Genomic DNA, 24,000 nt, shown 5'->3' with positions numbered 1-24,000 from the left:
ATGAATCCACCGCGTGCGCCCTGGCGCGCATCCAAGATCGCGTTCTGTGCGGGGCTGAGCGCGATCGTGAGTCTGTCGCTGGCGGTCTTTGCAGCCGATCTCTCGCCGGTCTCAGACTTCGGTCCGACCGAGCCGGGCTTCGGCGGCGCGACGCAAGTGGCGCGCGTCGTGCAGAACGGCGCGGGCAACCGGCTGAGCGCCGTTCAGACAGGGCAGAACGGACTGATGGCGAACCAGGCGGGCGTGGCGAATGCCGCCGCGACCGCGCAGGCGGGCAATGACAACTGGACCGTGTTGCAGCAGAGCGGCACGGCCAACCAGTACGCCGGTTATCAGGCCGGCATGCTGAACCGTTCGATCGCGGTACAGAACGGCAGCGGCAATGACGCGACGGTGACGCAGATTGGCAGCGCGATGTCGTCGCAAGTCACGCAGTACGGCAACAACAACGAGATTTCGATTCTGCAGAACCGCAATGGCTCTGGATTGTCGGTCACGCAGACCGGCAACGGAGCGAGAGCGGCGGTGTTGATGAAGTAGGCAGAAGGAGCGGGACCGGCGGATGGCAGGGGCTGTCCGTCGTCGGGGTTGATTCAAGGCAAGTCGTGAGACCGAAAGTCATCAAAACACAAACCAACGAGGCATAAAAATGAAAGTCAAGGCAATCGTCATCGCCATGGGGCTGGCAGCACTGGTTTCGACGTCGGCATTCGCCGCGAGCGTGGGCTCGGTCGGTGAAAGCGCAGCGGTCGAGCAAATCGGCAACGGCAACTGGGCCGGCGTGAAGCAGACCGCTTCGAGCTATGACCAGGTCAACGTGCTGCAAAACGCCGATGGCGCCAGCGCCAACGTCAAGTCGAGCAACGGCGGCGGCAATGTCACCGACATCAAGCAGATCGGCCAAGGCGCACGCGGCGCGTCGAACCTGAGCGCGGACGTGACGCAACAGCAGGCTATCGGCGAACGCACGACGGTGCGCCAGACCGGCCACGACAACAGCGTGACCGTGTCGCAAACGGCCTCGGCTTTCGATAAAGACACCGTCAAGCAGGAAGGCAAGAACGCGTCGGCCACGATCACCCGCAACGGTTCGAGCTTCAACACGGTGAACATCGATCAGGGCACGAACAAGACCGCCGGCACGAGCGACGGCGCCAAAGCCACCGTGACGCAGACGAATACCATCGGCAATCGCGTCGATGTGCTGCAAGGCAAGGACAACGGCATCGCGACGGTGACGCAGACGGACGGCGGCTACAACGGCGCGCGCATCGAACAGACCGGCGGTCACACCGACGGCAAGATCGAGCAGATCTCGGAAATCGGCGATTCGGTGTCGATCAAGCAAGGTGACTTCGCGCGTGCCCAGGTGCACTCGGAGAACGGCGGCGGCAACACGACGACGATCAACCAGAGCGGCGCGGGCGCACCGCACTACGCGCAAGTCACGCAAGGCAACGCCGTCAACGAAAAGACGACCATCATGCAGACGGGTTCGGCTTACAACACGGCCTATGTGGACCAGTTCCGCGAAGCCAACGATCACACGCTCGTGATCCAGGACGGCGATCGCAACACGGCAGCCGTGCATCAGGCCGATGGTCGCGGCAACACGGCGCTGGCCGTGCAGGTCGGTTCGACCAACACGATGGATCTGACGCAACAAGGCGCGTTCGAGTCGACGCTGCTGGCCGGTCAGGGCGGCTTCCACAACGACATGAAGGCATCGCAGTCGGGTACGCGTGAAGAGCTGGCGCTGGCGCAAGTGGGTAACTTCAACGGCGCGTATGCATCGCAGGACGGCGGCTACAACAGCGCGTCGATCACGCAAGTCGGCAATTCGAACCTGGGCGTGGTGTCGCAGACCGGCTTGGGCAACTCGGCGTCGATCGCGCAGGGCGGCTCGTTCAACAAGGCTGTGATCGTCCAGAAGTAAGCGACGGTTGAAGGCTGGAGGATGGCAGGCGGGCGGGAAGCTGGGCTTCCCGCCCGTTTTTTTTAAGGGGCTGTGTCGGACGGGTTGATCTGCTTCAGCCCGCATGCTTCCCAAGACGCTCCAGCGGAACGTCATACGTTTCTCGCATCGAATGGATCGACACCGCGGACAACAGACACACGAACGCCGTGAAGACGGCCGGCATCACCCACGGCGCAGTGCCGAACTTGCCGATCAGCGCCGTTTCGATCAGCGGCGCAAAGCCGGCGATCGCGAAGCCGAATTGAGTGCCGATCGCCATGCCGGAGAGCCGGACTTGCGTCGGGAAGCGCTCGGCGTACGTTGCAGGCCAGACGGCATTCGTGATGCTGTAGACGACGCCGCCCAGCAAGACGCCCGTTGCGAACACGAGCGCGTCGCTTCCGGTCGTGATCGACCAGAGAAAGATCGCGGCAGCCATCGCACAAAGGACGTTGCCCGCAATGAACACCGGACGCCGCCCGATACGGTCGGACAGCGTTGCATAGACTGGAATCGTGAACACGGCGATAAGATTGCCGATGATCGCCGTCCACAGCATCGTCGATGTGCTGATGTGATGTTCCATCGTGCGCGAGAACGACAGCGCGAACACGGCAAACGTCGTCCCGACGGATGCGATCAGCGCGGCGAAGAACACTTGCAGCAGTTCCTTGCGGTACGTCGTGAGGAGCGTCTTGAGCGGCGCGCGCGGAACGTCGCCATGCGACGCCTCGCTCTGGAAGGCGGGCGTCTCTTCGAGCCGCGAACGCACGATGAAACCGACGACGACCACCGCCGCGCTCAGCCAGAACGGCACCCGCCAGCCCCATGACAGCAGTTGATCTTCCGACAGCAATGCAGCGAGCGGCAGCACGACGGCGGGCGCAAGTACCTGTCCGCCTTGCGTGCCGCTCAAGGTCCAGCTGGTGTAGTAGCCGCGGCGATTCGCGGGTGCGTGCTCGAACGACATCGAATTCGCGCCGGCCTGTTCGCCCGCCGCCGAGATGCCCTGGAGAATGCGCAACAGCACGAGCAGCGCGGGGGCGAGCAGTCCTGCGCCCTGATAACTCGGCAGGCAGCCGACCAGAAACGTGGAAATGCCCATCAGGAGCAAGGTGCCGACCATCACGACTTTGCGGCCCAGACGGTCGCCATAGTGTCCCATCAGGAACGAGCCGAGGGGACGTGCCGCATAGGCGACGCCGAAGGTCGCCATCGAGGCGAGCGTCGCGGCGGCCAGGTCGCCGGGCGGAAAGAAGATGCGCGGAAAGACGAGCGCGGCCACCGTACCGTAGATGAAGAAATCGTAGTATTCGAGCGCACTGCCGATCCATCCGGCGATGGCCGCCTTTCTCGCCTGCCGTCTGCTGTCGGCTGGTGCGGATGCTGTCGTGTCGCCGCTGCGTATCGTGTTTGTCGTCATGTCTGTCTCCGTTTATTTGTTGGATATTTCAAATCAGCGGCCACGCACTGTGTTCGAGCAGCCGGCCGGTGGCCTGTCGAACGAAGGTTGCGCGCTTCGTCGCATCCGGTTCGCGGGCGAGCGGCACTTCCGCCGCCAGTGGCACATCCTTGGGCAACGCATCGAGCAGCCGGCGCAAGGGCAGGCCGCCTTCGCCCGGCAAGAGCCGGTTGCCGCGCGCCTCGTCGACAATGCCGTCAGGCGCCGGCGCTTCGAGCGGCGCATCGCACAGCTGGACGCTGCCGATCCACGCGGGATCGAGTGCCGCCACCGCTTCGACCGTGCCGCCCGAGCGGAACAGATGCAGCGCGTCGATCAGCACAAAGGCGTTGTCCTTGTCGACCGCCTTGACGACCTCGACTGCGTCTTCGAGCCGCGCGACCGGTCGCCAGATCATGAATTCGATGTCGAGCGCCAGGTTGAACGGCCGGGCGAGATCGCATAGCGCGCCCAGCCGGTCGGTCACGCGCGCACGCTCCGGATCGTCGATATTGATGCACGCGCGCCGTGCGCCGAGTGCCGCGCCCGTCTCGAACACGGGGAGATAGTCGTCGATGCGGGTATCGGCGCCGAGACGAATGACCTCGATATCCGACACAGCGACATCGTGCGCGTCCATCAGACGCAGCGTGTCGCGCAATTCGGGCGATCCTGCGCGCAGCGGATAAGCCAGCCCGCCGGGAACCGGAGAACACAGGCGGATGCCGACCGCTCTAAATCCCGCTTGCGCCGCCAGTGAGATCAGATCCGGCGGCCCGACGTCGAGCACCGTGAGATGAGCCAGGGAGAGTCGTTTCATCGCATCACGTCCCGGGGCTCAGTAGGTCGCGCGTCCGCCGGTCAGATCGAACGCGGCGCCGGTCGTGAACGAGCACTCTTCCGTTGCGAGCCACGCGACCATCGACGCCACTTCGTCGGTCCGGCCCGCGCGTCCGAGCGGAATCTTCGCGAGCACGAAATTGCGGGCGTCGGCCGTCATGTTGCGGAGCATCTCCGACTCGATGGCCGCCGGCGTGACGCAATTGACGCGAATCTCCGTGTCCGCGAGTTCCTTGCCGAGCGACTTGGTCAGTGCAATCACGCCGGCCTTAGACGCGCCGTACGCCCCCTGATTCGGATTGCCTTCCTTGCCGCCTACCGACGACAGGTTGACGATGCGCCCATGCCGCGCGCGGCGCAGATACGGCAGCGCTTCGCGGCAGCAGACGAACACGCCCGTGAGATTGATGTCGATGACCTGCCGCCAGGCCTCGATCGAATACGTTTCGACAGGGCCGATCGGGCCGTTGATGCCCGCAGCGTTGATGAGGATGTCGATGGAGCCATGGTGTTCGGCGACGGCCTTCGCTGCGGCAGCCACGCTGGCGGCGTCCGTCACGTCCACCTGAGCGGATGACACAGCACGAACGCTTTCGGCTGCCGCATGAGCGGCTGCGCCATCGATATCCCACAGCACTACCTTGGCGCCGGACGCGACGCATCGCTCCGCGATCGCATAGCCGATCGCACCGGAGCCGCCGGTGATGACACACACACGATGATGCAAATCCAGCTGGTTCATCCTTTCTGTCTCCGAGGGTTCGAAATCGTTTGAACCGATACTAGGGACTAACGCCTGCTTTGTCGTATGCCGAAAGTCAGCTAACGTATAACTTTTGGTTAATCGTCCGGACGGCTGCAATGCGCTTCAAACTCCGCCACATGGAAGTCTTTCGTGCGGTCATGCTGACCGGATCGATCAATGCGGCGTCGAAGTTGCTGTTCGTCTCACAGCCCGCCGTCAGCAAGCTGGTGTCCCATGTCGAGACGACGCTCGGCCTGCGCCTGTTCGAGCGCTCCAAAGGCCGCCTCGTGCCGACGGCCGAGGCCCACGCGCTGTTCAGGGAGGTCGAGCAGGTGTATCAGGCGGCGGTGCGCGTGGACGAGTTCGCGCATGCGCTTGCGCTCGGACCGTCGAGCTTGCTGCGTGTGTCGTGCAGTGCGTCGCTGGCGATGAGCGTGGTTGCGCCGGCGCTGGTCGAACTGAAGAGGCGGCTGCCTGCGCTGACGGTGAGCTGGCAAACCACGCTGATGGCCGACATGCCGATGGAACTGCTGAGCAAGGAAGCGGAGGTCGCCATCGCCGCGATGCCGGTTCTGCACGAGCACCTGGAAAACGTTCCGTTCATGGTGGGAAGCATGGTCTGCGCGATGCCGGCGGGACACAGGCTGGCGCATCGGCAAGAGGTGTCGCTCGCGGATTTGGCCAACGAGCCCGTCGTGCTGTTCAAGCGCGACATTCCTTTCGGCACGGTGATCGCACAGGCCTGTCAGCAAGCCGGCGTCGAACTCAGATCGACCATCGATGTGATGCGCGCGGATCAGGCGCTCGCCCTCGTGGAAGGCGGGCTGGGCGTGACGATCGTCGACAATTTCGCGACCACGGGAAGCGCGCTGGTCATTCGGCCGCTGCGTGAAGCCATCGGGTTGACCGCGCACTTCGTGTATTCACGATTCGCGCCGCCGTCGCGCAATGCCAGCGTGTTCATGCAGTCCGTGTACAGGCAGGCGACGCTTCTGCAACGTGCGATTCCGGATGCCTTCGTGCCCGAATGACGCTGCGACGGGCTCGTCGTCACGCCAGTTTTACTCCTTACGCGGCGTGGTATTCGCCTTCAACTCCCCCAGTCGCGACAGGAACAGCTTGACGACAGGCGCCGCGTTGCGCGGACTGTAACCGACCACCAGGTCGATCGTCGGCGCTTCGCCTTTCAACGGCCGGCTGACCACGGACCACGGCATCAGGTTCTGCACATACGCGGGTATCAACGTGACGGCCCGCGTCGACGCGATCAGCGACATCACCATGGCCGGATTGTCGACCCGTTGCGCGACATCCACTTCCACGCCTTCTTTCGTCAGATAGCCGTCGATGACCTGACCCAGCACCTTCGCCTTGTCCGCCATTGCTATGAACGGCTGCTGCCGAAGGTCCTCGGGCCGCACGGCTTTGCGCGCGGCCAACGGATGATCGCTCGGCATCAGCACGACGAGCGGTTCCTCGCCGATGACCCGGTACTCGAGACCATAGCCGGGTTCGGCGCGCATGAACGCGACGTCGAGCTTGCCGTGCGCCAGTGCGCTGGCCAGTTCCGTGGAGTAGTCGCTCGTGACCGTGACCTGGAGGTTCGGCAACTCGTCGCACAACAGATGCATCGCCTCGGTCAGCCAGGTCATCTCCTGACCGGTCAGGAAGCCCAGCGCCAGGCGCGCCTTGGCGGGCTGCGCGGCGCGTCGCGCGGCTTCGACGGCGGCATCCACCTGGGCCATCGCGAGCCGCGCATGGTCGAGGAACGCGCGACCCGCGTCGGTCAGCTCGACGCCGCGCGCACTCCGCTGCAACAGCGCGGTGCCGACCCGATCTTCGAGATCGCGAATCTGCCGGCTCAGCGACGGCTGTGACGTGTGCAGGCGGCTGGCGGCTGCCTCGGTCAGGCTGCCGGTTTCGGCGACCGCAATGAAGTAGCGCAAATGCCGTAGTTCCATCGCTCTTTCTCCATGCCTGCGAGGCATGCCCACCCGCCTCGAAAGTCTTTCTCATCGGTGCAACGGACGCCTACATTGACTCCTGTCGCAACTCATTCCAGCCGCGTACATGACTCATGAGCCATGCATCGCAGCGATACCTTACAGGAGTTTCACCATGAGCCAGCCCGTCGTTCTCATCACCGGCGCGTTGACCGGCATCGGTCGCGCCACCGCCATTGCCTTCGCCCGCTCGGGCGCGCGGCTTGTCGTGTCCGGCCGTCGTCCGGCCGAAGGCGCCGCGCTCGAAGCCGAACTGCGCGAACTCGGCGCCGAGGCCTTGTTCGTCCAGGCCGACGTGCGCCATGACGACGACGTCCGCCATCTCTTCGATCAGACGCTCGCCCGTTTCGGCCGGCTGGATGTCGCGGTCAACAACGCCGGCACGGAAGGCACGCCGGGCCCGATCACCGATGTCTCGCCGGAGAGCTATGCGGAGACCTTCGACACCAATGTGCTGGGCGTGCTGTTGAGCCTCAAGCACGAATTGCGAATCATGGCCGGACAACGGTCGGGCAGCGTGATCAACATTTCGTCGACCTATGGCCACGAAGGCGCGGCCTATGCGGCGATCTACGCGGGCAGCAAGCACGCGGTGGAGGGGATCACGAAATCGGCCGCGCTCGAACTGGCCAGCACCGGCGTGCGCGTCAATGCCGTCGCGCCCGGACCGACGGACACGGGCATGCTCGACCGCTTCACCGGCACCGCCGAGCGCAAGGCAGCCCTCGCGGGCCGTGTGCCGCTTGCACGGATCGGCGCACCGGAGGACATCGCCGCGGCAGTGCTCTATCTGGCGTCCGAAGGCGCTGCATTCGTGACCGGGCAGATCGTCACGGTCGATGGCGGCAAGACCGCAGGCTGATCATTCAGGGAGCAGACATGGATACGCTTAATGGCAAGACCGCGCTGGTGACGGGCGCATCACGCGGCATCGGCCGGGCCAGTGCGCTGGCGCTGGCGCGAGCGGGCGCGCAGGTGCTGGTGCACTATGGCCGCGCCGAGCAGGAAGCCGATACGGTGGTCGACGAGATCCGCCGGGCAGGCGGCACCTCGGAGAAGATCGCCGCGGATCTGCGCGCCGCCGACGGCCCGCATGTGCTGGCACAGCGCACGCGTGCGATCGTCGGGGGCCGTCTCGACATCCTCGTGGCCAATGCCGGCATTGCCGGCTCGGCGACGATCGAAGAGACCACGGTCCAGCAGTTCGACGATCTGTTCGCGGTCAACGTACGTGCGCCGTTCTTCATCGTCCAGCAGTTGCTGCCGGTGCTGTGCGAGGGCAGCAGCATCGTGCTGCTTTCATCGCTGGCGGCGCACGCGGCGCTCGGTACGCTGGCGGCCTATGCCGCGACCAAAGGCGCGATCGACACGCTGGTGAAGCACTTCGCCGCGACGCTGGGCGAGCGCGGCATCCGCGTCAACGCGGTGGCCCCCGGCATCGTGCCGACCGATATGTCCAGCTTCGCAAAGACGGACGCAGGGCGGGATTTCGCGCTCGGCATCCAGGCGCTGAAGCGCATGGCCGACCCTGGCGAAATCGGCGCGGCGGTCGCGTTTCTCGCCTCCGACGAGGCCCGCTGGATCACCGGCGATACCTTGCGCGTGGATGGGGGATCGAAGCTTTGATGGAGCGAGCGGAACCCGGCCGTTCACTCACATCACGATGCTCGCGAGCCGCATCAGTTCCGACTGACGCGAGCAGCAGGTTTTCTTGAGCGTCGCGGCGAGGTGCTTGCGTACGGTGGCCACCGAGAGATCGAGAATCGCGGCGCATTCGATCACGCTGTGGCCGCAGATCAGCTCGGACAGTACGCGCGCCTCCGCTTGCGATAGCCGCAAGCTCCCCACGTTCCCGGCAGCACGATTGAACAGGGCATGCCGGGAACGAGCGCCTTTGCGAGCCCACGCCCGCGTCCTCATGCGTGAGCCGCCCATCGAGAATCGACAGCCCTGCGCCTTCCGTCAGAAGCGACGCGGCGTTCGACATCTGGCACCTGACGTTCAGTTCGGCGTCGACTGCGATGACCGTCGTCTCTTCGTTGAGCAAGTATTCGATCAGCGCGGCGGCGTCGCACTGGATGGTGTCATCCAGCGCGGCAATCTCTGTGGGCGGCATGGATGCCAGACTTTCCTGCGCGATTGCCAGACCTTCGTCGCCGACCTGCAAATCCCCGAAAACTTCCAGCATTTCCATTCCCCTCTGCGGTTCTCTCGTTGGCGTTTTTCATGAAACGCTGCTTTTTGGTTCTTGGGCGAGCGTTCTGGTATCGCACTCGCTCTGGTGATGTGGGTCGCAAAGGTACAGAACGTATGCCAGTTATCGAAACCGCTTGTGGCTGGCGTTTCCGCGTGAATCAGGGCGGAATAAACCCCGGTGCGTGGCGCAGCCTTGCCGTAACACCGTAACGTTTTGCCGTGACACGGGACGCAAGTCATCCATCGACTGGCCCGAGGTGTTCATTTGAACTCTGGACGTCGTTGATGCCCCAACGTGAGAATGCTCACAGACCAAAACAAGAACCAGACACACACGGGGAGACGCGCATGCAATACGCCGTCGATGCAATGCGATGCTCCAGTCGGCACAGGCACGCGTCTGCCAGGATTGCGCTCATTGCCGTGCTGATCGGCAGTGTGCTGAGCGTCAGGGTTCATGCGCAGGATGCGCTGGACGCGGACTCCCCCGTGAGCGCGCATGGCTCCGCATCCGGAAATGAAGCGCGTGCGCTCGTCACGCTGCTCAACCCGCCGACGCCGGCTCCGCTGACCAAGGTGAGGCCGCTCGCGACGAAGCGCGCGCTCACGGACAGCACGATGGCGAGAGCCATGCGGTATCGACGCTGAAGGTCACGTCCGTCAAGGGCGATGCCTGCAAGGTCAGCATCACGCTGACGCAGGCCGGGCGCGTGATACGCACGTTCAGTACGGATTGCAGGGCGCGTCAGGTTGATGTCCGAGGATAGTGATCGGCCCAATGCCGGTCTGCAGGCGAATGGTTATCGCACTGGACATCAGACCGGCATCTGGGCTTTCGCATCGTCATGAGCGGAGAAGAATGCCGCCGGAGAGGGCGGCTTTTGACGCAACACGGACGTCACCGCGCCGCCTGACGAACCCCGGTTGCCCCTGGTTTCCCGAAGCGCTGCACCAAACACACCCCTCTCCCCCGGATAGTGCTATGTTCCCGTGAACCGTCCCCTTGCCCCGCCCAAGGACAGAATCCGAACGAAGACGCTTCGCTCATGAAACCGTACGTCTGGATCACCACGCCGCTCCTCCTGTTCACCTCCGCCACCTTTGCCCAGTCCACCGTCACGATGTACGGCCGCATTGACGGCGGCATCGAATACCTGAACCACATTGCAAACGGCGCCAACGGCAGCGCCTCGCGCTGGAGCGCGGAAGGCGGCGACTGGGGCACCAGCATGTGGGGCTTGAAAGGCCAAGAGGATCTGGGCGGCGGCCTGAGCGCGGTCTTCGATCTCGAAACGGCCATACAAATCATGAATGGCACGACCGGCGGCGGGCGCCTGTGGTCACGCCGTGCCTACGCGGGCCTGAACTCGACGACCTGGGGGCAAATCCAGGCGGGTCGCAATCTCTTCATCGACAGCGACGGCGTCTGGGAATTCGACCCGTTCGTCCAGGAAGCGGTGTCGTCGGCCTCGCTGGTGCGGGGCCGCAACTGGCAGCAGTCCAGCAATAACGTCGAGTACCACAGCCCGGTGTTCCATGGCATCGACGTGCAGGGGCAGTATGCGTTCGGCAACCAGCCGGGCGCGTTCAATCGCGGCGCGCCGGGCGAGTTCGGCCGCTCCGAAGGCATCATGCTGAGCTACCATTCGACGCTGCTCGACCTGCGCGGCATCTACGACGAACTCCGCAGCCAGGACGGCAAGCTCGACAACATCTTCCAGGCCTCGCGCGAGTACTTCGTCGGCGCGAATCTGAAAGTGGACAAGTGGAAGGTGCAGGCGGCCTACACGCACTACGCCGCGCCCGACTCGCCGGCAGGCCTGGCCGACAGCGCCGATCATTACTGGCTCGGCGCCACCTATCAGGCAACGCCCGCATGGGCCGTCACGGCGGCGGGTTTTTACATTCACGTCGGCGCGGGCAGCGGCGACGCGGCGCACGATCCCGCGAGCCACGCCACCCTCTATGCGCTCGGCACCACCTACAACTTCACCAAGCGCACCTTCCTGTACGGCACGGTGGCCTATGTGCGCAACAGCGCGAACGGCACGTTCTCCGTATTCGCGACGCCGCGCGACGCATCCAGCCCCACCAGTCCGCTCGCGGGCGAGTCACAGACCGGCGCGTATGTCGGCATGATGCACATCTTCTAGACGCGTCAGGCCGTGGCGAGCGGCTTCATGCGGGCGCGGTCGAGCCAGTCGCCGAGACTCGTGCGGCCGTGCCGCGCCGCGCCCGTCGGCACCAGCGAACGTTCCTTCATCACGCCGCCGAAGTAGGTGGCCTTGTCGTCGGCAATAACGCGGCGGGCATCGCGCACGGCTCGCAGGTAAGTGCCGATGAACGCATGCATCGCACCCTGCTCGGGACCGGCGATATCCACGATGCCGTTCAGCGGCGCGCCCAGCGCGATCTCCGCGATGATGGCCGCGACGTCGTCGGCGGCGATGGGCTGGAACTGATGCGGCGAGAGCCGCGCCGTGCCGTCGACGGTGCTCAGGTCGGCGATGGTGCCGAGGAACTCGAAGAACTGGGTGGCGCGCACGATCGAATACGGCACGCCCGATTCCGCGATCAGCTGTTCCTGCACGCACTTCGCCGCGTAGTACGCATTGCCCTCCATCCGGTCCACGCCGACGATCGACAGCACGACATGATGCCGCACGCCTGCTTCGCGCCCGGCCTGAAGAAGATTGCGCGTGGTGTCGCGGAAGAAGGGCATGACGGCTTCGCGGTCGTGCGTCGGCGGATTGGTCACGTCGATCACGACTTGCGCGCCGCGCAGCGCGTCGGCGAGGCCCGCGCCGGTGATGGCGTTGACGCCCGTGCTCGGCGATGCGGCGACGGCTTCATGCCCCTTCTCGCGCAGCAAGGCCACGGCCTTCGCACCGATCAGCCCGGTCCCGCCAATGACGACGATCTTCATGACACACCTCGTTTGGTTCGTGAAAGTGAAGTCATTGTGTGACAATCATGTCTTAGCTAGAAGGGACAAGAATCATCAATTGGACTAGTCCAAGGATCCTGTCATGCCGAACCGGGAACAAGCGCTGAAGATCGACATCGACCGGCACCATGCGCTGCCGGTCTACTTGCAGATCTGCGAGCGCTTCAAGGCTGCGATTGCAGCGGGACACCTGAAGCCGGGCGACCGCGTGCCCGCGCTGCGCGGTCTCGCGACGCAGCTGAACACCGCGCGCGGCACGGTGGAAATGGCCTACGACATTCTCGTCGACGAAGGCTATCTGCAGATGCGCGGGGCGGCGGGCACCTTCGTGTCGTCGTCGTTGCCGGCTTCGGTGCTGAAGCCGGTTGCGCGCCGGGGACGCGAACGCAGCGGCGTGCCGCGCGCGAAACCGGCGCCCGCAGCCGGGCCCGGTCACGAAGCGCGGCCGCTGCGTCCCGGACTGCCCGCGCTCGATGCATTTCCGCGCAAGGTGTGGAGCCGCATCATCGCGCACCGGGCGCGCAGCGTGGATCTCGCTTCGCTCACGTACCCCGATCCAGCGGGCTTCGGGCCGTTGCGTGAGCGCATCGCGACGTATCTGGGACTGTCGCGCGGCGTGGAGTGCGCGCCGGAACAGGTGTTCGTGACCAGTGGCTATCGCGCGTCGCTCGAGCTCATCCTGCGCAGTCTCGCCAAGCCGGACGACAGAGCGTGGTTCGAGGAACCCGGCTATTTTCTGGCGCGCGATTTCCTCGATCAGGCGGGGTTGAAGCTTGCGCCGGTGCCGGTGGATCGCGACGGGCTCGATGTCGATGCCGGGCAGGCGCTCGCTCCGCACGCGCGCTTTGCCATCGTGACGCCTTCGCATCAGAGTCCGCTCGGCGCCACGCTCTCGCTGGCGCGGCGGATGAAGCTGCTCGAATGGGCGGGACGGGCGGGCAGCTGGATCATCGAGGACGACTACGACAGCGAGTTCCGCTATGCCGGGCGGCCGTTGCCGGCGCTGAAGAGCCTCGACGTCGACGACCGCGTGATCTATTGCGGCACCTTCAGCAAGGTGTTGTTTCCCGGTCTGCGGCTGTCCTACGTGGTGGCGCCCGAACGGGCCATTGCGTGCTTCGCGCAGCTCACGACGAGCATGAACGCCGGGCCGCCCTATCTGTTGCAGGCGGCGGTCGCGGACTTCATCGCGCAGGGGCATTTCGCGCGGCACCTGAAGCGCATGCGCGCGCTCTATGCGGAGCGCCGCGAAGTCTGCGCGCGGGCGCTGGAGAAAGCGTTCGGCGACAAGGCGCGCATCGAGCGGCCCGCGGGCGGCATGCATCTCGTCATGCTGTTCAGCAACGGCCGCACCGGTCCTGTCGATGACGTCGCCATTGTCGCTCGCGCACAGGAAGCGGGCCTGGGGGTGAGCGCGCTGTCGTCGTGGCATATCGGCGCGCGCACGAAGCGCACGTTGCGCGGCGTGGTGCTGGGCTTCGCGAATGTCGCCGACGAAGCCGAAGCGGCACGGCTCGCGCGCCTGCTGCGGCGCGCGTACGACGGTTGAGGCTGTGGGGCTATTGGGTGATGACGTGGTCGGACGTGAAGAGGGCGTGTTGTTCGAATTCGTCGCGTGCCGCGTTGAGTTCTTCCGTCACGGCATCGCTGCCGCGCACGAGACCTTGTAGCAGCAGGAAATGCACGCTCGTCACGCCGATGCAACCCAGCGCATAGCGCAGGTAAGGCGTCAGGAAATCCTGTTGCAACGCCTGCTCGCCACTGTGATGTCCGCCCGATCCGACAATGACGAATGCAGGCCGGTCGCGCATCAGCCCGACCTTGCCCTCCGGCGTCGACGCGAAGGTGCGATGAATGCGCAGCACGTAATCGATCCACAGCTTGAGCGCGGCGGGCACCGTGAAGTTGTGCATCGGCGTGTTGATGATGAGCACGTCGGTGGTCTCGATCTCGCGGATCAGTTCTTCGGAAATGTCGAAGTGGCGCGTGTCCGGTTCGCGCGACGTGATGGCGCGCGCGTAGTCGACGGTGACCGGCGGCAGCGGCTGCGCGGCGAGGTCGCGCTCCACAATCTGCACGCGCGCACGCCTGCCCAGCTTGCCGATCATGTCGAGCGCCAGACGGTAGCCGTGGCTCGCCGCGCTGTGCGGGCTTGCGTTGATGAACAGTACTTTCATTGCGCGGCCTCCTCGTGGGTGGAGTGCAATGGCTCGACGAAATGCATGCCTCGCGCGAGCAGACCGTTGCGGAAGTAAAAGCGCTGTGCGAGCGCCATGTGCAGGCCGGTATCGAGTACAAGATGCGCGCACGCCGAACGGCGCGCAACGTCGCGCACCTGGTCGATCAGCTGCGCGCCGACGCCGCCGCGTTGCAGCCGCGCGGTGACGACGAGGTCGTCGACATAGAGGAAGGGTCCATACAGCGTGTTCGTCTGCAAGCGATAGCCGGCGAGACCGAGGATAGCGCCATTCGCTTCGCAGGCAGCCAGCAGGCGGTAGCGCTCTTCGCGTTGAGCCTGCATGCGCGTGACGAACGCAGCGGCGTCCGGCAAATGCGGGCGCAGTTCCTTCATGACCGGAAAAGCGCGGGCCCATTCGTCGGGTGAATGGAGATGCCGGAAATCGATTGTCGTGTTCATGCGTGTTCTCCACATTGCATGATTTACACGATACCGGCTCGATGTCTCAGTCAGAAGGGCCAAGAATCGGACAATGAACTAGTCCATGGCTTTGAGCGGCGAGGTGTCGAATTTGGCCAGCAAGCCTGCGGGGCCCGTGTAGACGTCGATGCAGCCAGCCTCTCTCAGCGACGCCTCCGAAAAGCCGCCCGCCAGCACGCCGATCGTGCGCACGCCCGTTCGCCCGGCAGCCTGGGCATCGTAGGGCGAGTCGCCGATGGCAATGGCTTCGCCGGCCTGCACGCCGAGTTTGTGCAGCGCGGTCTGGAACACATCGGGATCGGGCTTCGAACTTTCCACGTCCTCCGACGACACGGTGACTTCGAACCGGTCCGCCACGCCGGCGATGTCGAGATACACCTGAAGCTCGTCCTTCTTCGCCGACGAACCCACTGCCAGCTTCGTGCCCTGGTCGCTCAGTCGCTGCAACAGCGCGGGCACCGCCGAGAACGGTCGTACGAGCGACAGGTAATGAGCCTTGAAGTGCTTGCCGCGCCACGCTTCGAGCGCCTCGCCATGATCGCGGATCTGATCCTCGGAAAGAAACACGGGCAACAGCTTGTCGCCGCCCTTGCCGATCTGGCTGCGCGCCGCGTCGACGCTGACATCGTGTCCGAAGTGCTTGAATGCTTCATGCCATGCGAGGGCGTGCAGGTCCACGGAATCGACCAGCGTTCCGTCTATATCGAAGATGGCGGCGCGTAACATGAGTCCTCCGTTCGGTGTCGATAGGCACGCGAGCATGTTGCATGCCGTCGCACGCTAAGCGTGAAAGCGCGTTTCGAGCACTTGCCCGATGTTCGCCAGATTCGACTCGATCTGCTCCAGCGCGAACGTCAGTGTGGAGAGTCGCTGAACGCGCGGCGAGTCAGGCGGGCATGACGCAATGATGTGCGAGAAGCTCGCCTTGATTGCCGCGGAGGCGTCGTGGAGCGGCGTCAGAAAGCGTTCAGTCGGCGGTTGCGAGTCAGTGTCGCGCAGCCATCCGGCGAGGGCTTCGAGATAGGCGCCGGCGCAATCGCTGACGGTGCGGATGTGCCCGGCCGACGCCTCCCGCTCGGACGCCGACAGTCCCTCCTGCACCTGTCCTGCGCGATCGAGGAGCACCAGTCCATGCCACAGCGTCTCGAAGGCATTGAGCGCGGTGTTGAGCGTGGGGCCGGTGGCGAAACGGGCGCGCACACGCGTCTCCGAGCAGACCGCGCGGGCATCGACGAGATGGCGCAGAAAGCGTTCATGCAGCGCGTCCACGGTCTGCCGGTCTTCGGCAGGATGCAGGATCGGCAGCGTGGCGAGCAGCGCGCGGCAGTCGTCGAGCAGTTCGGCCATGATGTCGAACGCGCGCGAGCGGGCCAGTTGCGGCCACACGCTCACCGACACCGCAATGCCGATAGCCGACCCGAGCACAATGGCTTCGGCGCGCGAGAAGGCGCCGTCGATGCTCATCGACGGTTCCAGCGCCAGCGCCGCCGCCACGACGATGCTGTAATTGGTGGTCGGAAAGAGCGTTGCGCCGAGGCAGGTGACGAGCGTGGCGAGCGCGAGGCGCGGCAGGGTTGCATCGGCGCCGGGAAAGAAGTGCAGCGCCGCGAGGCCGACCGCCGTTCCCACTGCCGCGCCGATCATCTGGCCAACGCCATGTTTCAGGCTGCGGTCGAAATTGACTTGCAGCGTGAAGAGGCTCGCAAAGACGCCCCACGTCAGGTTCGATGATGCGACGAACTGCATGCAGCCGTAGGCCAGCCCGCTCGCGATGAGGGACTGCACGCACATGCGCAGCGCGTCGAAGCGGCCTATCCGCCGCCTGGCCTTCGTTTTCACGCGTGCTCGAACTGTCAGATGACGCGCACCGGAATCGACTTCGCGCCCGGCACCTTGCTTTCCTTGGCGTAATGCCACAGCGGCAGCAGCACATTGCACTCTGGAAAATATCCGCCGATGCAGCCCTCGGGAATGTCATACGCCTTGACGTGGAGCCCGCCGAGCCTGCGGTCGAAACCGTCATTCGAGAGCGTCTGCAAGGTGATTTCCTGACCCTCCTGCAACTGGCGCTTCGCCATGTCGGCCTGACTCATCAGGATCACCATGCGCGTATCCTTCACGCCCCTGAAGCGGTCGTCGAGACTGTAGATGGTCGTATTGAACTGGCTGTCGCTGCGCAGGGTCATCAGGCGCAGCGCATCGGGGGTGGTCTCGGGCATGTCCGGATCCTCGCCCAGCGATTCAGGTACGAGGAAACCGGCTTTGCCGGACTTCGTCTTCCAGACGCGTTCACGCGCCGGCAACGGACGATGAAAGCCGCCCGGCTGCCACATGCGCGCATTGAAGTCATGGAAGATGTCGGGATAGGTCGTGGCGATTTCGTCGCGCACGATGGCGTAATCGTCGCGCCATGCATCCCAGTCCACCGTCGAACGCGCGCCGAGCGCCGCCTTCGCGATGCCCGCCACGATGAACGGCTCCGAGCGCGTGTCGTCGCTGCCGGGTTCGGTCACGCCGCGCGAGCCATGCATGCAGCCGGTGCTGTCTTCCATCGACACGGCTTGTTCGCCGCTGGCCTGACGATCGATTTCGATGCGGCTCAGGCACGGCAGCAGGTACGCGTTCTTACCATTGACGAGGTGACTGCGGTTGAGCTTGGTCGCCACGTTCACCGTGAGTTGCAGCGAGCGCCATGCCGGTTCGGTGCGGTCGCGGTCGGGCACGGAGCGCACGAGATTGCCGCCCAGATTCAGCACCGCGCTGACCTTGCCCTCGAGCATGGCTTCGAACGCCTCGACCGTGTTCATGCCTTTGTCGCGCGGCGGCTCGAAGGAGAACTGCTTCGCCAGTTGATCCAGCGGCGCGAGTTCCGGCTTCTCCGTCACGCCGACGGTGCGCTGTCCCTGCACGTTCGAATGTCCGCGAATCGGCGAAGGACCGGCGCCCGGCTTGCCGATATTGCCGCGCAGGAGCAGCAGGTTGCACACCATGCGCACGTTCTGCACGCCGAGCCGGTGTTGCGTCAGTCCCATGCCGAAGTGCGCGAGCACGGCTTGCGCGTGCATGTATTCGTCGGCGGCCTCAAGCAGCGCGACGCGCGGCAGGCCGCTTACACGTTCGATATCGCGCCATTCCGTGCTGCGGGCATGGGCGGCGAAATCGTCGAAACCGGTCGTGTGCTGCTCGATGAATTCGACATCGATCTTGCGCGGCCGGCCTTCGGCCTGGGCGCGATCGTCGGCTTCGATGACGGCCTTGCAAATACCCAGGATCGCAGCCGTGTCGCCGCCGGTTTTCAGTTGATGGTATTGGGTGCTGATGCGCGTCTCGGCAGGCGTCAGCATCTGCAAGGGCGACTGCGGATTCGCGAAGGACACGAGCCCCGGCTCGCGCAGCGGATTGAACGTGATGATCGGCACGCCGCGCTTGCGGGCGTCCTGTAGCTGATGCAGCATGCGCGGACTGTTGGTGCCGACGTTCTGGCCGAAGAAGAACATCAGGTCGGTCTTCTCGAAGTCGTCCAGCACGATGGTGCCGACGCCCACGCCAATTGCTTCCGTCAATCCCACGCTGGTGCTTTCGTGACACATGTTCGAACTGTCGGGCAGGTTGTTGCAGCCGTACATGCGCGCGAACAACTGGAACATGTAAGCCGTTTCAAGCGATGCCCGGCCCGACGTGTAGAACACGACGCTGTGCGGATCGAGCATGCACATTTCCCGGCCGATCTCGTCGAACGCCTGTTCCCAACTAATCTCGATGTATCTGTCGGTGGCGTGGTCGTACTTCATCGGCGCGGTGAGCCGGCCGGCTTCCTCGAGATCGTGGTCGTGCCAGTCGAGCAGTTCGGTCACCGTGTGCTGCGCGAAGAAGTCGGGCGTGATGCGCTTTTTGGTCGTGTCCCAGGCCGTGGCTTTCGCGCCGCTCTCGCAGAATTCGAAGGTGTGAGGATGGGCCGGCTTGGCCCAGGAACAACTGACACAGGCGAAACCTTCGGGCTTGTTCTGCTTGAGCAGAATGGGGCCGTCCTTCAGGGCTACTTTCTCCTGCGTGACGATCTGGGTCACGGCCTTGAGCGAGCCCCATCCACCGGAGGCGAAAGGATAGCTGGAAGGTTTGTCGGCGGGTTTCATGGTGGAATCCGAAGCGTGGAACGGGTGATGCAGTCAACAGCAATGAGCGTTCCATTCATCGGACGCACAGCAGGGCGGCGACGCGCGCCGCCCTTGCTCCAATACTTATCTCAGGTCGTCGGGCACCTTGCCGCCGTTTTCGGCCAGCTTCTGCATTACCTGTTTGTGCAGCCACATGTTCATGGCAGCCGAATCTTCCGTGTTGCCGCTGTAGTGCAGTTCAGCGGCCAGTTCCTTGCGCGCGGAAAGGCTGCTGTCCAGGCCCAGCAGTTTCATCAGATCCACGATCGACGTGCGCCAGTTGAGTTGCTCGCCATGGCTCGACTGCATTTGGGTGAGCACGGCTTCAACGTCGACCGGTTGCTGCGGCGGCGTGGACTGCGCCGGGGCCGGCGCCGCCGTGGCAGGTGCAGCAGGAGCGCCTGCAGTAGTGCTGGACGGCGGCGTGGCCGAGCCGGGTTGCGCGGCGGTTGCGCTGTCGTGGTGCCCAAAAATCTTGCCCATGATCGAAGAGAAAATGCTCATGACGCCTCCTGTTCAAACAGACGATAGGGCTTGTCATGGCGCAAGCGTCATGCCGGATTCGCCTGCGCAATCGTGCTGGCGAGGGCACGGCGGTTGCTAATGCGAGTGAGCATCTGGAACGCCCGGGCAAGCGCCAGGCGGACTCGTCATCGTGTCACTGGGAGACTGTCATGGAAGATCAGAAAGAGCAGGACCGGATTCGACGTCGCGCCTATGAAATCTGGGAGCGTGAAGGAAGTCCCGATGGCCGTGCGGAGGAGTTCTGGGAGCAGGCCAAAACGTCGCTGGAAGAGGAAGATGCGCAGGGAACAGTGGTAACGCCTGCGGTGGCGTCGGAAGGCGCCGCTGTTTCTCCAGCGGGGAAATAACGGCAACGCCGGTCCTCTCGCAAGGGGACCGGCGCGCAGCGCGGAATCAATGCAGGCGCATGGTGTTGTCGCCCGCGTCCTTCGGAATCTTTGCTTCGAGTTCCTCCTTGCGCTTCATCATCTTGCCGCCGAGTTCTTCGAGGTCAGCTCCTGACTTGCGCAGATTCGGAAACAACTCCGACTCTTCTTCTTCGATGTGGTGATTCACCATCTCGCTCAGCACCTTGAAGGTCGCGTCGAAACCTGTATCGCCGGGCTTCAGCGTGGCGAACTTCTCGATCAGCACCTTGACCAGGAAGTGCTCCACATAAGCTTCTTCCACGTCCGGCCTTTCGTCTTCCGGCAACGCCTTTTGCGCGGCCGGATAGAGCAGTTCTTCCTCGATCATGGCGTGCACCGTCAATTCTTCGCACGCGCGGCGGACCAGCGTGCCCTTTGCGTCCAGATCGTTGTCGCCTGCCTTCTCGAATGCATCGAACAATTTCTGCACGGCGCGGTGATCTTCGGTGAGCAACTTGGTCGCGTCGATGCTGCGCGCCGGCTTGGCCGATGCGCTCGTGCTCGAACTCATCTGGGTATCTCGGGACATGGTGATCTCCGGTTATTGAGGGGTTCCGGTATCGAGCAAAGGGCGGACCCGGGTCCGCGGTATGGCTTGGAACACGCGATGCTCAAGTCCTCTCGTCACCTGAGGAGCGAATCATGAAAGTTTCCGCCGATCAACTGCTTGTCCGCGCCCTGTGCTCGGGCTCGGCTGCCGGACTTGCGTCGGCGAGTGCGGCTTCGACCGGCGCGGTGCGCGCGGGTCACGGCGCGAGCGCGGCGCTCAATGCCGTCACGCATTGCTTGTGGCGCGACGCACAGCGGCAACAGACGTTTAGCATCAAGTACACGGCGCTCGGCGCGGGCATTCACATGGGCAGTGCCGTGTTCTGGGGCGTGCTGTTCGAGGCGCTCTGTCCACGCCGCGCCGGCCCTGTGGGCATTGTTGCCGCTGCCGGGGCCAGCGCGCTGATAGCGTATGTCGTCGACTATCACGTCGTGCCGAAGCGCGTGACGCCGGGCTTCGAAGTGCATCTCTCGAAACGCTCGCTGGCGATGACTTACGTCGCGCTCGCTGCGGGCTTCGCGATTGCCGCGCTGGTCAGGATGCCGCGCGCTCGCCCGACGATCGGCTAAGATACGGCGCCCCGGCTTTTGACTTCTAACGTGGAGTGCCTTTCGTGATTCAACCCGTGATTCAACCCGTGATCCAACCGAGCAACGTATTCAAGGACAACCTCGCCCAGCTGCCCGCCATCGATGGCATCGAGCGCATCGATCTCGTGGACGGCGCGGGCAACGTGGTGGCGAGCATCGAGAACAAGCCGGGCAAGCAAGGTTCGCTCGCGGTGTATCACTACTTGCAGCAGGCGTTCGGCACGCTCGACGCCCGTGCCGCCGAACACGCGCTCGCCGTGTTCGCCGAACACACCGCGGACGCGCGCAGCCGTCCCGGTGCGCATCCAAATGTGGACCGTCTGCTGGCGATCGTCGAAGGCGGCGAGGCGTTGCGCATCGACGTGATTCACGCGGCCTGAAAAAACAAAAGCCCGTTCTGTCGCAAACAGAACGGGCTTGACGCCTGAAGAGACTTAAATCTTCAGTTCCACGCGCCTGATGTCCTTCACGATCACGAGATAGCTGAACACGGTCACCAGCGCGTTGATGCCGACGAACGCCAGCGCGCCGTTGAACGAGCCGGTCTCGGCGACGAGATAGCCGATCACGATCGGCGTCACGATCCCGGCGACGTTGCCGAACATGTTGAAGATCGATCCCGACAGCCCGATGGCTTCCTTCGGCGACGTATCCGCCACCACGGCCCAGCCCAGCGCGCCGATGCCCTTGCCGAAGAACGCCAGCGACATCAGCGCCACCACGAGCCAGTCTGTGTCCACGTAGTTGCAGCCGATGATGCACGACGACAGCAGCATGCCGCCAACGATCGGCAGCTTGCGCGCCACCGTCAGCGACGTGCCGCGGCGCAGCAGCGCATCCGAGATGACGCCGCCGAGCACGCCGCCCGCGAAGCCGCAGATGGCCGGCAGCGACGCAACGAAGCCCGCCTTCAGGATCGTCATGTGGCGCGCCTGGACGAGGTAGATCGGGAACCACGTCAGGAAGAAGTACGTCAGCACGTTGATGCAGTACTGCGCGAGATAGACGCCGAGCAGCATCCGGTTGGTCAGCAGTTGCCTGACGACCGGCCAGCCGATCTGCCCGGACCGCGCCGCGCCGCCCGCCGAGCCGCGCCGGTGACCGTGCACCAGCCCGCCGCCTTCCTCGATATATTCCAGTTCCTGCCGGTTCACGCGCGGATGATCCGCCGGATTCTTCATCACGGAGAGCCACGTCAGCGCGAGCAGCAAGCCGGCGATGCCCATCACGATATAGACGTGATGCCAGCCGAATGCGTGCGTGAGCCAGGCCATCAACGGCGTGAACACGACGGCCGCGAAATACTGTGCCGAGTTGAAAATCGCCGATGCCGTGCCGCGCTCCTTCGTCGGGAACCAGCTGGCGACCACTTTTGCGTTGGCCGGGAAGGCGGGCGCTTCAGCCGCGCCCATCATGAAGCGCAGCGTGAACAGCGCCGTGACGGCGGTCGCCGCGCTGCCCAGCAAGCCGATGGAGCTTTGCAGCAGCGTGAAGAGCGACCACAGAAAAATGCTCGCCGCATACACGCGCCGCGCGCCGAAGCGGTCGAGCAACCAGCCGGCCGGCAACTGCGACAACACATACGCCCAGCTGAAGGCCGAGAAGATATAGCCCATGCGGATCGCGTCGAAGCCGAATTCGGCACGCATCGCCGAGCCGGTGACCGAGAGGGTCGCGCGGTCGGCGTAGTTGAAGGTCGTGATCACGAAGATCAGCAACAGAATGAGATAGCGCGTCTTGCTGCGCTTCATGAGGTCCGCGGGATTCGCGGCGCGGCTCATCGACATGAACGTCCCCTTGCTTCGATTGGGCACTGCACGGATTCAGGCGTGCCGATACACGGAGGGCCGCTCGCGCGGCCCTCGTCGGCGAAGCGTCCGGCCATGCCGCGCTTCGCCTGTCGGCTTGTACTTCCGCTGCAGCGTGGAGTTACTGCGCGCCGAGCTTCTTGATGAGCGCGTCCAGTTGCTCCATTTCCTCGCCCGTCAGATCCGTCAGCGGCGCGCGCACCGGGCCCGCGTCGTGGCCGACCAGCTTCGCGCCGGCCTTGACGATCGACACCGCATAACCCGCCTTGCGATTGCGGATCTTCAGGTACGGCAGGAAGAATTCGTCGATCAGGCGGCCGGTGGTCGCGTGGTCGTCGGCGGCGATGGCACGGTAGAACTCCATCGCCGTCTTCGGAATGAAGTTGAACACCGCCGACGAGTACACCGGCACGCCCAGCGCCTTGTATGCGGCTGCGTAGACTTCAGCCGTCGGCAGGCCGCCGAGGTACGAGAAGCGCTCGCCCAGACGGCGGCGGATGGTGACCATGTTCTCGATTTCGCCGACGCCGTCCTTGAAGCCGATCAGGTTCGGGCAGCGTTCCGCCAGTTGCTCCAGCATGTCCGCGTTGAGCTTCGAATTGGCGCGGTTGTAGATGATGACGCCCATGTTCGGCACGGCGCGGCACACTTCCTCCGCGTGCGCGCGGATGCCGTCCTGCGAGGCTTCCGTCAGATAGTGCGGCATCAGCAGGATGCCCTGCGCGCCTTGCTTCTCGGCTTCCTGCGCGAAGGCGATGGCCGTGCGCGTCGGACCGCCCGCGCCCGCCAGGATGGGCACCTTGCCGCGGCACACTTCGGTGGCCGTCTTCACGATCTGCGAGTATTCGGGTTGCGTCAGCGAGAAGAACTCGCCCGTGCCGCCCGCGACGAACAGCGCGGACGCACCGTACGGAGCCAGCCATTCGAGGCGCTGCGCGTAGGTGTCGGCGCGGAAGTTGCCCTGGCTGTCAAAGTCGGTGACGGGGAAGGAGAGCAGGCCTTCGGAAACGATGTGCTTCAGTTCTTGCGGAGTCGTCATGAGAATGTCCGTTGAGCAGCGACCGGCGGTTGCCGAGCTTATAAGTCATCGTACAACATAGGATGGCGGTCGACAATGGATTTATTGCAATGGAATCAATGGATAGGGTAAATACTTATCCGTATAACGCGGCTATGTT

Annotated in this window: 27 protein-coding genes; 12 read left to right on the top strand and 15 right to left on the bottom strand. The window is 64.3% G+C overall.

From position 1 onward, the window contains the following. Together QCE69_RS26690 and QCE69_RS26685 are read left to right on the top strand one after the other, a co-directional pair. Entirely contained in the window at nt 1-540 is a 540-nt protein-coding gene (locus QCE69_RS26690) for a hypothetical protein (RefSeq protein WP_309933894.1), read from the top strand. Nucleotides 541-649: 109 nt separating this feature from the next. Next, nucleotides 650-1,936 (top strand): hypothetical protein, encoded by a 1,287-nt coding sequence (locus QCE69_RS26685; RefSeq protein WP_309933893.1) that lies wholly within the window; start codon nt 650-652, stop codon nt 1,934-1,936. Between the two features lie 94 nt (nt 1,937-2,030). On the opposite strand, the gene QCE69_RS26680 is transcribed toward QCE69_RS26685, so the two are convergent. From QCE69_RS26680 to QCE69_RS26670, 3 genes are read right to left on the bottom strand one after another with little or no spacing between them, the layout of a single operon-like run. Next, nucleotides 2,031-3,380, bottom strand: a complete 1,350-nt coding sequence (locus tag QCE69_RS26680) for an MFS transporter (RefSeq protein ID WP_309933892.1) — start codon at nt 3,378-3,380, stop codon at nt 2,031-2,033. Between the two features lie 28 nt (nt 3,381-3,408). Then, a complete protein-coding gene (locus tag QCE69_RS26675) occupies nt 3,409-4,218 on the bottom strand; it encodes a TIM barrel protein (RefSeq protein WP_309924866.1) in 810 nt (269 codons plus the stop codon). Nucleotides 4,219-4,236: 18 nt separating this feature from the next. Beyond that, the gene (locus QCE69_RS26670) at nt 4,237-4,980 is read right to left on the bottom strand and encodes an SDR family NAD(P)-dependent oxidoreductase (protein ID WP_309933890.1); all 744 of its coding nucleotides are present in this window, start codon (nt 4,978-4,980) and stop codon (nt 4,237-4,239) included. Between the two features lie 119 nt (nt 4,981-5,099). Between QCE69_RS26670 and QCE69_RS26665 the strand changes: the two genes are divergently transcribed. Then, nucleotides 5,100-6,014, top strand: coding sequence for a LysR substrate-binding domain-containing protein (locus QCE69_RS26665; protein WP_309933888.1), 915 nt, complete (start codon nt 5,100-5,102; stop codon nt 6,012-6,014). Nucleotides 6,015-6,044: 30 nt separating this feature from the next. Here the strand turns inward: QCE69_RS26665 and QCE69_RS26660 are convergent, their stop codons facing one another. Further along, nucleotides 6,045-6,944: a LysR family transcriptional regulator gene (locus tag QCE69_RS26660; protein ID WP_309933886.1), complete on the bottom strand. Its 900-nt coding sequence runs from the start codon at nt 6,942-6,944 to the stop codon at nt 6,045-6,047. Nucleotides 6,945-7,101: 157 nt separating this feature from the next. Between QCE69_RS26660 and QCE69_RS26655 the strand changes: the two genes are divergently transcribed. Both QCE69_RS26655 and QCE69_RS26650 read left to right on the top strand, forming a co-directional pair. Further along, nucleotides 7,102-7,848, top strand: a complete 747-nt coding sequence (locus tag QCE69_RS26655; protein WP_309933885.1) for a glucose 1-dehydrogenase — start codon at nt 7,102-7,104, stop codon at nt 7,846-7,848. A 17-nt stretch (nt 7,849-7,865) separates the two neighbouring features. Further along, a complete protein-coding gene (locus QCE69_RS26650; protein WP_309933883.1) occupies nt 7,866-8,612 on the top strand; it encodes an SDR family oxidoreductase in 747 nt (248 codons plus the stop codon). 27 nt (nt 8,613-8,639) lie between these two features. Here the strand turns inward: QCE69_RS26650 and QCE69_RS26645 are convergent, their stop codons facing one another. Then, entirely contained in the window at nt 8,640-8,825 is a 186-nt protein-coding gene (locus tag QCE69_RS26645; protein ID WP_309924852.1) for a LuxR C-terminal-related transcriptional regulator, read from the bottom strand. Between the two features lie 79 nt (nt 8,826-8,904). Between QCE69_RS26645 and QCE69_RS26640 the strand changes: the two genes are divergently transcribed. The 3 genes from QCE69_RS26640 to QCE69_RS26630 all read left to right on the top strand — a co-directional run bounded on the left by QCE69_RS26640 (nt 8,905) and on the right by QCE69_RS26630 (nt 11,335). Next, entirely contained in the window at nt 8,905-9,216 is a 312-nt protein-coding gene (locus QCE69_RS26640) for a hypothetical protein (RefSeq protein ID WP_309933882.1), read from the top strand. Between the two features lie 314 nt (nt 9,217-9,530). Next, the gene (locus QCE69_RS26635) at nt 9,531-9,830 is read left to right on the top strand and encodes a hypothetical protein (protein ID WP_309933881.1); all 300 of its coding nucleotides are present in this window, start codon (nt 9,531-9,533) and stop codon (nt 9,828-9,830) included. A 398-nt stretch (nt 9,831-10,228) separates the two neighbouring features. Continuing rightward, the gene (locus tag QCE69_RS26630) at nt 10,229-11,335 is read left to right on the top strand and encodes a porin (RefSeq protein WP_309933879.1); all 1,107 of its coding nucleotides are present in this window, start codon (nt 10,229-10,231) and stop codon (nt 11,333-11,335) included. 5 nt (nt 11,336-11,340) lie between these two features. Here the strand turns inward: QCE69_RS26630 and QCE69_RS26625 are convergent, their stop codons facing one another. Next, nucleotides 11,341-12,108, bottom strand: a complete 768-nt coding sequence (locus QCE69_RS26625; RefSeq protein ID WP_309933877.1) for an NAD(P)H-binding protein — start codon at nt 12,106-12,108, stop codon at nt 11,341-11,343. 103 nt (nt 12,109-12,211) lie between these two features. Between QCE69_RS26625 and QCE69_RS26620 the strand changes: the two genes are divergently transcribed. Further along, a complete protein-coding gene (locus QCE69_RS26620; protein ID WP_309933875.1) occupies nt 12,212-13,678 on the top strand; it encodes a PLP-dependent aminotransferase family protein in 1,467 nt (488 codons plus the stop codon). A 10-nt stretch (nt 13,679-13,688) separates the two neighbouring features. Here the strand turns inward: QCE69_RS26620 and QCE69_RS26615 are convergent, their stop codons facing one another. The 6 genes from QCE69_RS26615 to QCE69_RS26590 all read right to left on the bottom strand — a co-directional run bounded on the left by QCE69_RS26615 (nt 13,689) and on the right by QCE69_RS26590 (nt 19,446). After that, nucleotides 13,689-14,306 (bottom strand): NAD(P)H-dependent oxidoreductase, encoded by a 618-nt coding sequence (locus QCE69_RS26615; protein WP_309933873.1) that lies wholly within the window; start codon nt 14,304-14,306, stop codon nt 13,689-13,691. Continuing rightward, nucleotides 14,303-14,767, bottom strand: coding sequence for a GNAT family N-acetyltransferase (locus QCE69_RS26610; RefSeq protein WP_309933871.1), 465 nt, complete (start codon nt 14,765-14,767; stop codon nt 14,303-14,305). The genes QCE69_RS26615 and QCE69_RS26610 overlap by 4 nt, the downstream gene beginning before the upstream one ends. A 78-nt stretch (nt 14,768-14,845) precedes the next feature. Next, nucleotides 14,846-15,514, bottom strand: coding sequence for an HAD family hydrolase (locus tag QCE69_RS26605; RefSeq protein ID WP_309924827.1), 669 nt, complete (start codon nt 15,512-15,514; stop codon nt 14,846-14,848). 54 nt (nt 15,515-15,568) lie between these two features. Continuing rightward, the gene (locus tag QCE69_RS26600) at nt 15,569-16,627 is read right to left on the bottom strand and encodes an FUSC family protein (protein ID WP_309933869.1); all 1,059 of its coding nucleotides are present in this window, start codon (nt 16,625-16,627) and stop codon (nt 15,569-15,571) included. 14 nt (nt 16,628-16,641) lie between these two features. Continuing rightward, on the bottom strand, nt 16,642-18,921 hold the full coding sequence (locus QCE69_RS26595) for an FdhF/YdeP family oxidoreductase (protein ID WP_309933868.1): 2,280 nt from the start codon (nt 18,919-18,921) through the stop codon (nt 16,642-16,644). A 105-nt stretch (nt 18,922-19,026) separates the two neighbouring features. Further along, nucleotides 19,027-19,446 carry a DUF3597 domain-containing protein gene (locus QCE69_RS26590; RefSeq protein ID WP_309933867.1) on the bottom strand — a complete coding sequence of 140 codons (420 nt, stop codon included), beginning with the start codon at nt 19,444-19,446 and terminating at the stop codon, nt 19,027-19,029. Between the two features lie 170 nt (nt 19,447-19,616). Here QCE69_RS26590 and QCE69_RS26585 point away from each other — a divergent pair, with 170 nt between their 5' ends. Beyond that, nucleotides 19,617-19,814 carry a DUF2934 domain-containing protein gene (locus tag QCE69_RS26585; RefSeq protein WP_309924821.1) on the top strand — a complete coding sequence of 66 codons (198 nt, stop codon included), beginning with the start codon at nt 19,617-19,619 and terminating at the stop codon, nt 19,812-19,814. Nucleotides 19,815-19,860: 46 nt separating this feature from the next. Here QCE69_RS26585 and QCE69_RS26580 read toward each other — a convergent pair whose 3' ends face one another. Next, nucleotides 19,861-20,385, bottom strand: coding sequence for a hemerythrin domain-containing protein (locus QCE69_RS26580; protein ID WP_404987470.1), 525 nt, complete (start codon nt 20,383-20,385; stop codon nt 19,861-19,863). A 131-nt stretch (nt 20,386-20,516) separates the two neighbouring features. Between QCE69_RS26580 and QCE69_RS26575 the strand changes: the two genes are divergently transcribed. Both QCE69_RS26575 and QCE69_RS26570 read left to right on the top strand, forming a co-directional pair. Then, nucleotides 20,517-20,993 (top strand): hypothetical protein, encoded by a 477-nt coding sequence (locus QCE69_RS26575; protein ID WP_309924819.1) that lies wholly within the window; start codon nt 20,517-20,519, stop codon nt 20,991-20,993. Nucleotides 20,994-21,061: 68 nt separating this feature from the next. Then, nucleotides 21,062-21,394, top strand: a complete 333-nt coding sequence (locus QCE69_RS26570; protein ID WP_309925312.1) for a DUF2322 family protein — start codon at nt 21,062-21,064, stop codon at nt 21,392-21,394. A 54-nt stretch (nt 21,395-21,448) separates the two neighbouring features. Here QCE69_RS26570 and QCE69_RS26565 read toward each other — a convergent pair whose 3' ends face one another. Both QCE69_RS26565 and kdgD read right to left on the bottom strand, forming a co-directional pair. Then, nucleotides 21,449-22,801 (bottom strand): MFS transporter, encoded by a 1,353-nt coding sequence (locus QCE69_RS26565; protein WP_309933865.1) that lies wholly within the window; start codon nt 22,799-22,801, stop codon nt 21,449-21,451. A gap of 142 nt (nt 22,802-22,943) precedes the next feature. After that, a complete protein-coding gene (gene kdgD, locus QCE69_RS26560; RefSeq protein WP_309924816.1) occupies nt 22,944-23,861 on the bottom strand; it encodes a 5-dehydro-4-deoxyglucarate dehydratase in 918 nt (305 codons plus the stop codon). Between the last annotated feature and the right edge of the window lie 139 nt (nt 23,862-24,000).

It is taken from the genome of Caballeronia sp. LZ032, assembly GCF_031451315.1.
Classification (GTDB): domain Bacteria; phylum Pseudomonadota; class Gammaproteobacteria; order Burkholderiales; family Burkholderiaceae; genus Caballeronia.
The sequence above is the reverse complement of the archived record's forward strand: the minus strand, read 5'-3'. Positions and strand labels throughout refer to the sequence as shown.

Coding starts and splice junctions, on each gene's coding strand:
- QCE69_RS26690 (WP_309933894.1), top strand. CDS start 1: ATGAATCCACCGCGTGCGCCCTGGCGCGCATCCAAGATCGCGTTCTGT.
- QCE69_RS26685 (WP_309933893.1), top strand. CDS start 650: ATGAAAGTCAAGGCAATCGTCATCGCCATGGGGCTGGCAGCACTGGTT.
- QCE69_RS26680 (WP_309933892.1), bottom strand. CDS start 3,380: ATGACGACAAACACGATACGCAGCGGCGACACGACAGCATCCGCACCA.
- QCE69_RS26675 (WP_309924866.1), bottom strand. CDS start 4,218: ATGAAACGACTCTCCCTGGCTCATCTCACGGTGCTCGACGTCGGGCCG.
- QCE69_RS26670 (WP_309933890.1), bottom strand. CDS start 4,980: ATGAACCAGCTGGATTTGCATCATCGTGTGTGTGTCATCACCGGCGGC.
- QCE69_RS26665 (WP_309933888.1), top strand. CDS start 5,100: ATGCGCTTCAAACTCCGCCACATGGAAGTCTTTCGTGCGGTCATGCTG.
- QCE69_RS26660 (WP_309933886.1), bottom strand. CDS start 6,944: ATGGAACTACGGCATTTGCGCTACTTCATTGCGGTCGCCGAAACCGGC.
- QCE69_RS26655 (WP_309933885.1), top strand. CDS start 7,102: ATGAGCCAGCCCGTCGTTCTCATCACCGGCGCGTTGACCGGCATCGGT.
- QCE69_RS26650 (WP_309933883.1), top strand. CDS start 7,866: ATGGATACGCTTAATGGCAAGACCGCGCTGGTGACGGGCGCATCACGC.
- QCE69_RS26640 (WP_309933882.1), top strand. CDS start 8,905: ATGCGTGAGCCGCCCATCGAGAATCGACAGCCCTGCGCCTTCCGTCAG.
- QCE69_RS26635 (WP_309933881.1), top strand. CDS start 9,531: ATGCAATACGCCGTCGATGCAATGCGATGCTCCAGTCGGCACAGGCAC.
- QCE69_RS26630 (WP_309933879.1), top strand. CDS start 10,229: ATGAAACCGTACGTCTGGATCACCACGCCGCTCCTCCTGTTCACCTCC.
- QCE69_RS26625 (WP_309933877.1), bottom strand. CDS start 12,108: ATGAAGATCGTCGTCATTGGCGGGACCGGGCTGATCGGTGCGAAGGCC.
- QCE69_RS26620 (WP_309933875.1), top strand. CDS start 12,212: ATGCCGAACCGGGAACAAGCGCTGAAGATCGACATCGACCGGCACCAT.
- QCE69_RS26615 (WP_309933873.1), bottom strand. CDS start 14,306: ATGAAAGTACTGTTCATCAACGCAAGCCCGCACAGCGCGGCGAGCCAC.
- QCE69_RS26610 (WP_309933871.1), bottom strand. CDS start 14,767: ATGAACACGACAATCGATTTCCGGCATCTCCATTCACCCGACGAATGG.
- QCE69_RS26605 (WP_309924827.1), bottom strand. CDS start 15,514: ATGTTACGCGCCGCCATCTTCGATATAGACGGAACGCTGGTCGATTCC.
- QCE69_RS26595 (WP_309933868.1), bottom strand. CDS start 18,921: ATGAAACCCGCCGACAAACCTTCCAGCTATCCTTTCGCCTCCGGTGGA.
- QCE69_RS26590 (WP_309933867.1), bottom strand. CDS start 19,446: ATGAGCATTTTCTCTTCGATCATGGGCAAGATTTTTGGGCACCACGAC.
- QCE69_RS26585 (WP_309924821.1), top strand. CDS start 19,617: ATGGAAGATCAGAAAGAGCAGGACCGGATTCGACGTCGCGCCTATGAA.
- QCE69_RS26580 (WP_404987470.1), bottom strand. CDS start 20,385: ATGAGTTCGAGCACGAGCGCATCGGCCAAGCCGGCGCGCAGCATCGAC.
- QCE69_RS26575 (WP_309924819.1), top strand. CDS start 20,517: ATGAAAGTTTCCGCCGATCAACTGCTTGTCCGCGCCCTGTGCTCGGGC.
- QCE69_RS26565 (WP_309933865.1), bottom strand. CDS start 22,801: ATGTCGATGAGCCGCGCCGCGAATCCCGCGGACCTCATGAAGCGCAGC.
- kdgD (WP_309924816.1), bottom strand. CDS start 23,861: ATGACGACTCCGCAAGAACTGAAGCACATCGTTTCCGAAGGCCTGCTC.